The sequence below is a fragment of the Streptomyces sp. NPDC057682 genome, assembly GCF_042799575.1.
Lineage (GTDB): Bacteria > Actinomycetota > Actinomycetes > Streptomycetales > Streptomycetaceae > Streptomyces.
This window is the reverse complement of record NZ_JBHVIN010000034.1, coordinates 24285-33752: the sequence shown is the minus strand read 5'-3', so window position 1 is coordinate 33752 and position 9468 is coordinate 24285. Positions and strand designations below refer to the sequence as shown.

The 9468-nt window shown below is 74.0% G+C and carries 7 protein-coding genes; 3 read left to right on the top strand and 4 right to left on the bottom strand.

What is annotated here, in order from left to right; genetic code table 11:
- Nucleotides 1–168 precede the first annotated feature (168 nt).
- Entirely contained in the window at nt 169–1350 is a 1182-nt protein-coding gene (locus tag ACFVDM_RS37895) for an ROK family protein (protein WP_383651263.1), read from the bottom strand.
- Between the two features lie 157 nt (nt 1351–1507).
- Between ACFVDM_RS37895 and ACFVDM_RS37890 the strand changes: the two genes are divergently transcribed.
- Nucleotides 1508–2737 (top strand): MFS transporter, encoded by a 1230-nt coding sequence (locus ACFVDM_RS37890; RefSeq protein WP_383651260.1) that lies wholly within the window; start codon nt 1508–1510, stop codon nt 2735–2737.
- Nucleotides 2738–2904: 167 nt separating this feature from the next.
- Entirely contained in the window at nt 2905–4299 is a 1395-nt protein-coding gene (locus ACFVDM_RS37885; protein ID WP_383651257.1) for a uracil-xanthine permease family protein, read from the top strand.
- A gap of 3 nt (nt 4300–4302) precedes the next feature.
- On the opposite strand, the gene ACFVDM_RS37880 is transcribed toward ACFVDM_RS37885, so the two are convergent.
- Nucleotides 4303–5418, bottom strand: a complete 1116-nt coding sequence (locus ACFVDM_RS37880) for a glycoside hydrolase family 6 protein (protein WP_383651254.1) — start codon at nt 5416–5418, stop codon at nt 4303–4305.
- Between the two features lie 186 nt (nt 5419–5604).
- Between ACFVDM_RS37880 and ACFVDM_RS37875 the strand changes: the two genes are divergently transcribed.
- Nucleotides 5605–6231, top strand: coding sequence for a DUF5995 family protein (locus ACFVDM_RS37875; protein ID WP_383651252.1), 627 nt, complete (start codon nt 5605–5607; stop codon nt 6229–6231).
- A gap of 108 nt (nt 6232–6339) precedes the next feature.
- Here ACFVDM_RS37875 and ACFVDM_RS37870 read toward each other — a convergent pair whose 3' ends face one another.
- Together ACFVDM_RS37870 and ACFVDM_RS37865 are read right to left on the bottom strand one after the other, a co-directional pair.
- On the bottom strand, nt 6340–7272 hold the full coding sequence (locus ACFVDM_RS37870) for a GNAT family N-acetyltransferase (RefSeq protein ID WP_383651249.1): 933 nt from the start codon (nt 7270–7272) through the stop codon (nt 6340–6342).
- Nucleotides 7269–9419, bottom strand: coding sequence for a peptidase C14 (locus ACFVDM_RS37865; protein WP_383651247.1), 2151 nt, complete (start codon nt 9417–9419; stop codon nt 7269–7271). The genes ACFVDM_RS37870 and ACFVDM_RS37865 overlap by 4 nt, the downstream gene beginning before the upstream one ends.
- Nucleotides 9420–9468 lie beyond the last annotated feature (49 nt).

The window sequence follows — 9468 nt, the reverse complement described above, 5'->3', positions numbered from 1 at the left end:
CACAACCGGCCCGGGTGGGGGCGTGCAGGGGTGTCCCCGCAGGAAATGGCGTACGACCCGGACCGCCCCTCGTACCCGGGTGAACACGCCATTTCCGAGGAGTCACCCCGGAGGGACCCCGCCCCCACCCACCGGACAACGGCGCACAGGCCCACCCCACGGGAAACCTCAGCCCGCCGGAGCGAAAAGCGCGTCCTGGGCCGCTTCCCTCGCGGCCAGCACCGCGCCGCGGAGCACCGCCGTGCCGCCCAGGAGACCCGCCCGGACCTCGGTGCGCAGGGGTGACATCAGGGCCAGGCGTTCCTCGACGCGTACGGCCAGGGCCTCGCCGCCCGCGTGGCCGACCTCGCCCGCGAGGAGGACGCAGCCGGGGTCGAGGACGGCGGCGACCGCGGCGGCGCCCAGGGCAAGGCGGTCGGCGAGGGTGTTCAGGAAGGCCTCGTGGTCGCCCTCCCCCGCCAGCGCCGCGCGGACCGCGGTCGCGGCGCCCGGTTCCTGGCCGTCCGCCGCGGGGACGGTGATGCCGTGGGCGGCGGCCAGTTCGAGGACGGGCACCGAGCCGACGAGGGAGTGGAAGCCGCCGTCGCAGTTGGCGGCCGAGGGGATGCCGATCGTGCCGGGGACCGGCAGGAAGCCGATCTCGCCCGCACCGCCGGAGGCTCCCCGGCGCAGGGTGCCGTCCAGCATGACCGCCGCGCCGATGCCGTGGCCGAGCCAGAGCAGGACGAAGGTGTCGCGGTCACGGGCGGCGCCTGCCCGGTGCTCGGCGACGGCGGCGAGGTTGGTCTCGTTCTCCACGAGCACGGTGGCCGACAGCCGCTGCTGGAGCGCACGGACGAGTTTGCGGTGCCAGGCGGGGAGACCGCTGCTGTCGCGCAGATCGCCGGTGACCGGGTCGATCAGGCCGGGGGCGCCGATGCCGACGCTGTGCAGGGGGGCCCGGCCGGCCCGGCGGGCGGTGCGTTCCAGCAGGCCGACGGCCTGTTCGACCGCGTCGTCGGCGAGGGTGTCGTCGCCGATGGGCAGGGTGTCCTCGGCGAGCGTCCTGCCCAGCAGGTCGGCGACGACGACGGCGACGCTGTCGGTGCGGACGTCGAGCCCGGCCAGATGGGCGCGGTCCGCGACGATGCCGTAGAGCCGGGCGTTGGGGCCCCGGCGCCGCGCCCCCGTCTCGCCGACGACCGTGATGAGCCCCGCCCCCTGGAGCCGTTCGACCAGGTCGGCGACGGTGGGCCGGGAGAGGCCGGTCAGGGTCTTCAGCTGCGTGGCCGTCAAGGGGCCGTCCTGCTGGAGGAGGCGCAGGGCAAGCCGGTCGTTGATGGCCCTGGCGGTGCTCGGAGATGCGGGCATGCCAGGATCCTTCCAGATCGCTGCCGCGGTGGTGGGACCGGGCGGTCTATTTATCAGGCAGGGTTCCTGATAGTTTACTGCCCGCATCGTGACGGAGGTGGGCCCCGTGCGCCCTCCGTCGCGCGGACGGGGTATTTCCAGGGAGGGGCACAGCACGATGACTACGGATTCCACGGCTGCTTTCGGCATGGCCGAGGTGAAACGGGCGAGGTACGCCATCGCCGCGGTGTTCACCGTGCACGGTGCGGTGACCGGGAGCTTCGCCACCCGGGTGCCCTGGATCCAGGACCACGCCGGGGTCAGCGCCGGGCAGTTGGGCATAGCCCTGGCCTTCCCGGCGATCGGGGCCTCGCTGGCGATGCCGCTGGCCGGGACGGTGAGCCACCGGTTCGGGGCCAGGACCGCGCTGCGCGGGCTCCTGGCGCTGTGGACGCTGGCGCTGGTGCTGCCGTCGCTGGCGCCGAATCTGCTGACGCTCTGCGTGGCGCTGTTCCTCTACGGGGCCTCGGCGGGCATGTCGGACGTGGCGATGAACGCGCTCGGCGTCGAGGTGGAGAACCGGCTCGACAAGTCGATCATGTCGGGGCTGCACGGGATGTGGAGCGTCGGAGCCCTGATCGGTTCGGCGGCCGGCACGGTGGCCGCGCATCTGGGGGCCGACGCCCGGTTGCACCACGTCGTCGCCGCCCTCGTGCTCACGGTGCTGGGGCTGATCGCCTGCCGGAAGGTGCTGGACCTGCACAGCGAGCCGGACGAGGAGCCGCCGCCGCGGTTCGCGCTGCCGCCGAAGTCCGCGGTGATCATCGGTGCGGTCGGATTCTGCGCGGTGTTCGCCGAGGGGGCGAGCCTGGACTGGTCGGCGGTGTACCTGCGGGACGTGCTGGACAGTTCGGCCGGTCTCGCGGCCGCCTCGACGACGGCGTTCGCGCTGACGATGGCCATCGCCCGGATCGCCGGGGACCGGGTCGTCGACCGCTTCGGCGCGGTGCGGACCGTGCGGGCCGGAGGCGCGCTCGCCACGGTCGGCGGGGTGCTGGTGGTCACGGCCCCGAACGCGGCGTTGGCCATGACCGGCTTCGGCTGCCTGGGGCTCGGCATCGCGGTGGTCGTCCCGCTCGCCTTCGCGGCGGCCGGGCGCAGCGGTCCGAACCCGAGCCAGGCGATCGCGGGTGTCGCGACGATCACGTACACCTCGGGGCTGATCGCCCCGTCGGCGATCGGCTCGCTGGCGGAGGCGACCTCGCTGGTCGTGTCCTTCGGTGTGGTGTCGGTGCTGGCGTTCGGTCTGGTGCTCGGGGCCGGGGTGCTGCGTTCCGGTGACCGCAAGGCCGTGACCTCGGCGGACGCGGGGGCGGCGAGCGCGGCGGCGGCGGGTCCCCGCTCCTGAGGCGTCCCGCGGCCGGGGCCGTGTCCGGGATCTCCCGGGCACGGCCCCGCGGCGTGGCCCCGCCGGGAAGCCCGTCCGGCCCGGCACTACCATGGCGCTGATCGTTTCCGCGGAGGGGCCGTGCCTGTCGGGGCACCGGACACCGCGTCTACACACAGGGAGCAACCATGGCGGGCCTCGGCGTGCGCTGGACCTTGCACGGCGACGGGAAGACGCCCGCGCCGGGCGCGGTCGTCCGCCCCGACGAGCGGCTGTCCTGGCCGCGCACCTTCGGGCTCGGCGCCCAGCATGTGGTCGCCATGTTCGGGGCGTCGTTCGTCGCCCCGGTGCTGATGGGGCTGGACCCGAACCTGGCGATCATGATGTCGGGTGTCGCGACGGCCATCTTCCTGCTGGCCACCCGCGGCCAGGTGCCCAGCTATCTGGGCTGTTCGCTCTCGTTCGTCGGCGTGGCCGCGACGATCCGGGCCAGTGGCGGCAGCAGCGCCGTCGTGACGGGCGCGGTCCTCGTCGTCGGCGCGGTGCTCTTCCTCGCCGGTCTGGCCGTGCAGCGCTTCGGCGCGCGGATCATCCACGCGGCCATGCCGCCCGTGGTGACCGGCGCGGTGGTCATGCTGATCGGCTTCAACCTGGCGCCGGTGACCGCGTCGACGTACTGGCCGCAGGACCAGTGGACGGCGCTGCTGGTGATGCTGTTCACCGGTCTGGCCGTGGTCTGTCTGCGCGGGTTCTTCTCCCGTATCGCGATCTTCCTGGGGCTCGTCTTCGGCTATGTCCTGTCCTGGGTACTGGACCGGGTCTTCGGGAAGATCCACTCCCCGGCGGGCGGTGCGGAGGCCGTGGACCACTGGCGGCTGGACCTGTCGGGGGTGGGCAGGGCCGACTGGATCGGGCTGCCGTCGTTCCACGCGCCGAGCTTCGAGTGGTCCGCGATCCTGGTCGCGCTTCCCGTCGTCATCGCGCTGATCGCCGAGAACGCCGGACATGTGAAGGCCGTCGGCGAGATGACCGGCCGCAGCCTGGACGGCAAGCTGGGCACGGCGATCGCCGCGGACGGTGCCGCGTCGATGCTGTCGACCGCGGTGGGCGGCCCGCCGAACACCACGTACTCCGAGAACATCGGTGTGATGGCCGCGACCCGGGTGTACTCGACGGCCGCCTACTGGGCCGCCGCCTGTTTCGCCCTGCTCTTCGGTCTCTGCCCCAAGTTCGGCGCCGTCGTCGCGGCGATCCCCGGCGGGGTGCTGGGCGGCATCACCGTCATCCTGTACGGCATGATCGGCCTGCTCGGCGCCCAGATCTGGCTGAACGCCGAGGTCGACCTGCGCAACCCGCTCAACCTGGTGCCGGCCGCCGCGGGCATCATCATCGGCGTCGGCGGGGTCAGTCTGAAGATCACCGACAACTTCGAGCTCAGCGGCATCGCGCTCGGCACCATCGTGGTGATCACCGGCTACCACGTGCTGCGGGCGTTCGCCCCGGCGCACCTGAAGACGCAGGAGCCGCTGCTCGACTCCGGCACCTCGGCGTACGACAAGGAGTCACCGGCGGACGGTTCCTGACCGTCAGCCCGTCGCCAGCCGGTAGGCGTAGTCGGCGGCGAAGGAGCCCGCGGCGGCCGAACAGCCGTCGGACTCGCCGGGGAGTTTGACCCAGAGGTAGGCATCGATCCGGGCCTCCCCGGTGCGGGTCGTGGGGGCCTGTCCGAGGGCGCGGCCCGCCGGGTCGCACCACGCGTCGTCCGTCGGCGCGCCGTTGCCGTTGCGGCTGGTGTCGATGACGGCACCGAGCCGGGCGGGCCCGCCGAGCGCGGCCAGGACCCGGCGGGCGTAGGCGGCCTCGTCGGCGGTGCGGTGGAAGTTCGACACATTGGTGAAAATGCCGTCGCCGCTGTCCGCCGCACCGGCCGCGCGCAGTTCCGCGGCCTGCTTCGCGGCGCTGTGCCAGCCCGAGTGGCCGCCGTCGAAGTAGACCCGGGCGCGGGGGTTCGCCGTGTGCAGGGTGCGCGCGGCTCGGGCCAGCGAGGCGTAGCGGTCCGCCCGGTCGTCCGCGGTGAGGCAGTCGGCCTGGGCGATGGCGTCGGGTTCCAGGACGACGATCACCGGTCCGGTGCCGAGTCCTGCGGCGAACTCCCGTACCCAGGCGTCGTAGGCGTCGAGCCCCGGCGCCCCGCCCTCCGAGGCCCCTCCGCAGTCCCGGCCGGGGACGGCGTAGGGCACCAGCACGGGGGTGCGGCCGGCTCGCGCCGCCGGGCCGGTCACCGCGCGGACCCGGCCGGTGATCTTCCCGGGGTTGTAGTCGGCGAACCAGACGGCGGCGGGCTGGGAGGCGATCCGGGCCTCGATGACCTGGCGCCGGGGGTCGCCGCGGTGGGCGGCGACCCACTCCGCGACCTGGGAGTCGGGGTGCCGGTAGAGCCGCCCGTCGGGCCGTGCGGCGGTGGCCGCAGACGGTTTCGGAGCGGGTTTCTCCGACGGCCGGGGCGCAGGGGCGCTCGTGGATGGCGGTGCGGACGGGGTGCGGGAGGCGGGCGGCCGGCTCGGGGCGACGGGCAGCGGCGCGACGGTGGGCGAGGCGGTGGGTCCGGGGTGTGCGGCGGTGTCCTCCGCCGGGCGGCCGACGGCGGAGAGCACGCCCGCGGCGGTGCCCACGGCCACGACCGCGGAGGCGACGGCCGCCATGGCCTGGCGGCGTGCCCGGCCGCGGCGGGCCCTGGACTCCCTCCGTGCGACTTGGCGTGGTGTGCGTACGCCCGACACTGCTGCGCTCCCCTCCCCGGCCCCGGCGGTACGACCGTCGTTACCCCGTTCCGATGAACCCGACGGCTCCCGGGCGCCAGGGTGAGCCTACGGTGCGACGCTGCCCCCATGGTGCGGATCGATGGGTGGGAACACGGTGCGGTGGGGACGCGGAGGCCCGCGGCGGACCTGCCCGGGGCGGGGCGGGAGGCCTTCCGCGACGGGTGTCTCGTGGTGCTGGGCGAGGCGGAAGGACCGCTGGCGGCCGGGCTGGTGCAGCGGTACCGGGCGGCCGCGGGAGGTGCGGCGGCCGGGCGGGCGGTGGCCGCGTGCTGGCGTCCGGTGTTCGCGGTCGGACACCCTCCGGGGGTGCGGCCGTTGCAGTTCGCCCTGGCCGCGCTGAACGCACAGGCGGCCCATGATCTGGCGCTCGCCGTCGTCGATGTATGCCGGGCGCGCGGGTGCGGACCGGAGGAGGTGGCGGAGGAGTTCGACGAGGTGGGCGATCTGCTGCTGACCCTGCGGGACCGGCTGGTGGAGGAGCTGCTGCCGGGTCCGGAGCTGCTGGTGGTCGGCGATCCGCTGCTGCATCTGCTGGCCAGTTGGTGCCCGGACCGGGCCCACGAGGCGGCCTGGTCGGCGGCCCGGGTGCTGTGGCGGCTGCGCGACGTACCGGCGCTGGCCGAGGAGTTCGCACGGCGGACGGACACGGGGGCCGGGCTCGTCGGGCGCTTCCTGCTCACCCCGTGCCGGTGAGCGGTGCCGGTTCCTGTTGCCGTCGGCGTGCCGGCCCGCGCTCGTACGGGGTCGTCCGGGAGCGCGTGCGCGGCGTCGCGGCGCGGGAGCCCGACGACCGGGCCGGGGTCAGAAGCAGTCGCCGTACCAGTGGACCGCGCCCGGTGCCGTGACGGTGGCCAGGACGGAGGCGGCGGTGGCGCGCAGCGGGCGGGCCATGCCGGTGTGTTCGGTGACCCGGCGGGGGTCGTCGACGAGGGCGGGCAGGGCGGCGGCCGTCTCCGGGGTGTCGGGGAGGTCGGCGCGGGCCCGGGTCAGTCCCGCCGCCCGGCCGCGCGCGCCGGCGGCGGCGAGCAGCGGGGCCAGGCTCGCCCCGCTCCCCGCGAACTCCCGTACCAGCACGCGCTCCTCCGTGTGCTCGGCGACGATCCAGCCGGTGAGCGCCCCGGAGGCGGGGTCCACCGCCACCAGCGGCCGTTCGGCCGTGCGGTACCAGGCGGCCACGCGCACCGCCCAGTCGCCGGGTTCACGCAGGGAGCTGAGCGGCCGTCCCGCGTTGTACGCGTGGTGCAGCGCGGTCACCTCCACCGTGTCCTCGGCACTGGCCTCACGCACCCGGAGCGGACCGGGTGCGGAGGGGGCCGCGAGGGCGCCCTCGGTGTACGTCCGGGCGAACTCCTGCCAGCCGGAGCCCCGGTACACCCCCGGGGTGCCGGTGAACAGCAGGGACCAGTCGCACCCTTCGGCCGTCATGGTCCGCTCGGCCGCGGCCAGCAGCTGTTTCACCAGTCCCCGTCCGCGTGCCTCGGGGCGGGTGGCGACGCTGCCGATGCCGCCGACGCGGCGGGGGGTTCCGGAGGCGTCGCGGATCAGCCGGGGCACGTAGACGACGACCGCGTCGATGCCGTCGGACCCCGGTGTCTCAACGACGAAGGTGTGCCGGTGGCGGTCGGGGTCGAGCGCGTGCAGGTCGCCGAGGTGCGTCGCCTCGAAGCAGCGGCGCCACAGGGCGTCCAGGGCCGGGTCGTCGGCGTCGGTCGTGGTGCGGACGACGGCGTTCACAGGGTCAGGTTCCCGTCCGTGCGCACCCGGTCGCCGGCCGGGGGCATCGCCTCGCGCCGGGTGCCGTCCTCGACGCAGGCGGTGTGCAGCACGGAGTCGAGGGCGTCGGGGGCCAGGTGGAGGGTCCCGCCGGTGAAGCGGCTGCCGCTGGCCGCGTAGCGGTTGGTGCCGTCGGCGATCCTGATGTGCGCGGTGGCGGGATCCGGGGCCGTGCTGATCAGTCCGGTGAGGTCCCAGACGGTCGTGCCGGGTCCGGCCGCGCGGCCGAGGAGCGCCCCGGCCTTGTTCCCGCCGCCGAAGCGGGCGCCGCCGGTCACGGTGATCCGCTGGTCGCGGACCGCGCTCAGTTCGATGCCGGTGTTCTCGTAGGTGCCGCCGTCGATGCGCAGATCGGCCGAGCCGACGGAGAGCGGGGCCGCGTTCTCGGTGCCGGTGACCGTGCAGTCGGTGAGGTGGACGGGCCCGGCGCCCCGCAGGACCGCGCCGTCGACGCCCGTGAACGTGCAGCGGACGAAGTGCACGGGCGTGGTGACGGGGGTCTGGACGAGGACGGCGCCGGCGGGCGGTGCGAAGGTGCAGTCGCTGACCGTCGTCGGCCGGACGGAGCGGGCGGAGCGCTGGGCGACGGCGAAGGTCTTCGCGGTGCAGCCGCGCACCTGGGCGCCGTCGGCGTTCACCGTGAGGGTGCCGGCCTGGTCGAAGGTCGGCCGGGCGATGACCGTGATGTCCTCCAGCGTCAGATCGGTGATCTTCGAGTTGGCGGTGAACCAGGAGCAGACATGCCTGCGTACGGTGATCCGCTTGGCGGATATCCCCCACTGCGCGCCGGAGTTGGCGATGTCCATCAGCCCGGAGTTGCCGTCGAAGAGCAGGTCGTGCTCGTACTGGCCGTGGGTGGTGAAGGGGTTGCCGCCCGCGTCGTCGCCGTCGCCGTGGCAGTTGACGACGGTGCAGTAGGCGGAGGCGGTCAGGTCGTTGAGGTGGCGCACATTGCTGGTGGTGCAGTCGGCGACGCGCCCGTAGAGGCAGTAGATCTGCTGGGTGAGGTAGCCGGCGCCGCCGTACTCGACGGTGGGCGGGTTCTTCAGCGAGCAGTCCTCGGTGCGGAACCGGGTGCACCAGCGGCGCATGACGACCGGCCAGAAGGTGCCGGTGGCGTGGATGCCGGAGACGTCGCAGCCGACCGCGTACTCGAAGCTGACGGGGTGGGAGCCGGTGTACTCGTCGGGTCCGGCGCCCTCGAAGGCCATGTTGCGGATGTGGGTGTCGCGTACGGGTTCGATCCGGGTCCAGGTCAGGGTGCGGCCCTCGGCCAGTTCCCAGCCGTTGAGGTAGCCGATCCGGATGTGTCCGGCGTCGACGATCTCGGTGATCTCGACGAGCTTCTGCAGTTCGCGTTCGTCCCGGCCGCCGCCCTCGACCGGCTCGACCCGCACGGCCCACCACTGGCCGACCGCGAAGGCCTTCGCGTCGGGCACCGGGAACGTGTCGGTCAGCTCGATGACCGTGGCGGAGAGGCGGTGTTCGACGGTGGTGTCGGTGACGGTGCCGCGGAAGGAGAGGACGGCGCCGAAGGGGTTGTCGTGGGTGTTCTTCTCGATGCCGGTGGTGTGGAGGGTGTGGCCGCCGAAGTCGAGTTCGATGTGGGAGCGGTCGAAGAGGTGGCGTCGGGTGAACAGGAGGTCGGTGTGGCCTTCGATGCGGTGGACGTGGGGGTCGTTGACCATGGCGTCGAGGGCGGTGTCGGCGGGGGTTTCGGCGTCGAAGTGGCCGAAGGTGCGGAAGTCGAGGGTTCCGTTGTGGAGTTGGTGCCAGCGTCCGGTTTTCGGGGTGGTGGCGGGGGTGATGACGGTGCCGCCGTTGTGCGGGGTGGTGGAGGTGGTGTTCCAGCGCAGGAGCATGCCGCCGCCGTCGCCGGGGGTGCGGTAGCCGGCGAGGAGGACCTGGGTGCCGTTCTTGAGGGGGTGGGTGTTCAGGGCGCGCAGGGCGGTGACGGTGTCCAGGTGCAGGACGTCACCGGTGGGTGCGGGCGCGGCCTGCGCGGACCCGGTGGCCACGGCCGTACCGGCCATGACCAGACCGGCCAGACCCGAGGCCCGCAACACGGAACGACGGGACGAAGCGGGGGACGAGGCGTTGACGGACATGGCGGAGGTGCTCCTCGCGTAGTCGACGTGCTCGGTGGAGGGGAGAGGG

Bases quoted from the DNA above. Each gene is read 5' to 3' on its own strand.
- ACFVDM_RS37880 (WP_383651254.1), bottom strand. From the start codon at position 5,418: ATGGCGGCCGTCGCCTCCGCGGTCGTGGCCGTGGGCACCGCCGCGGGC.
- ACFVDM_RS37885 (WP_383651257.1), top strand. From the start codon at position 2,905: ATGGCGGGCCTCGGCGTGCGCTGGACCTTGCACGGCGACGGGAAGACG.
- ACFVDM_RS37865 (WP_383651247.1), bottom strand. From the start codon at position 9,419: ATGTCCGTCAACGCCTCGTCCCCCGCTTCGTCCCGTCGTTCCGTGTTG.
- ACFVDM_RS37895 (WP_383651263.1), bottom strand. From the start codon at position 1,350: ATGCCCGCATCTCCGAGCACCGCCAGGGCCATCAACGACCGGCTTGCC.
- ACFVDM_RS37890 (WP_383651260.1), top strand. From the start codon at position 1,508: ATGACTACGGATTCCACGGCTGCTTTCGGCATGGCCGAGGTGAAACGG.
- ACFVDM_RS37875 (WP_383651252.1), top strand. From the start codon at position 5,605: ATGGTGCGGATCGATGGGTGGGAACACGGTGCGGTGGGGACGCGGAGG.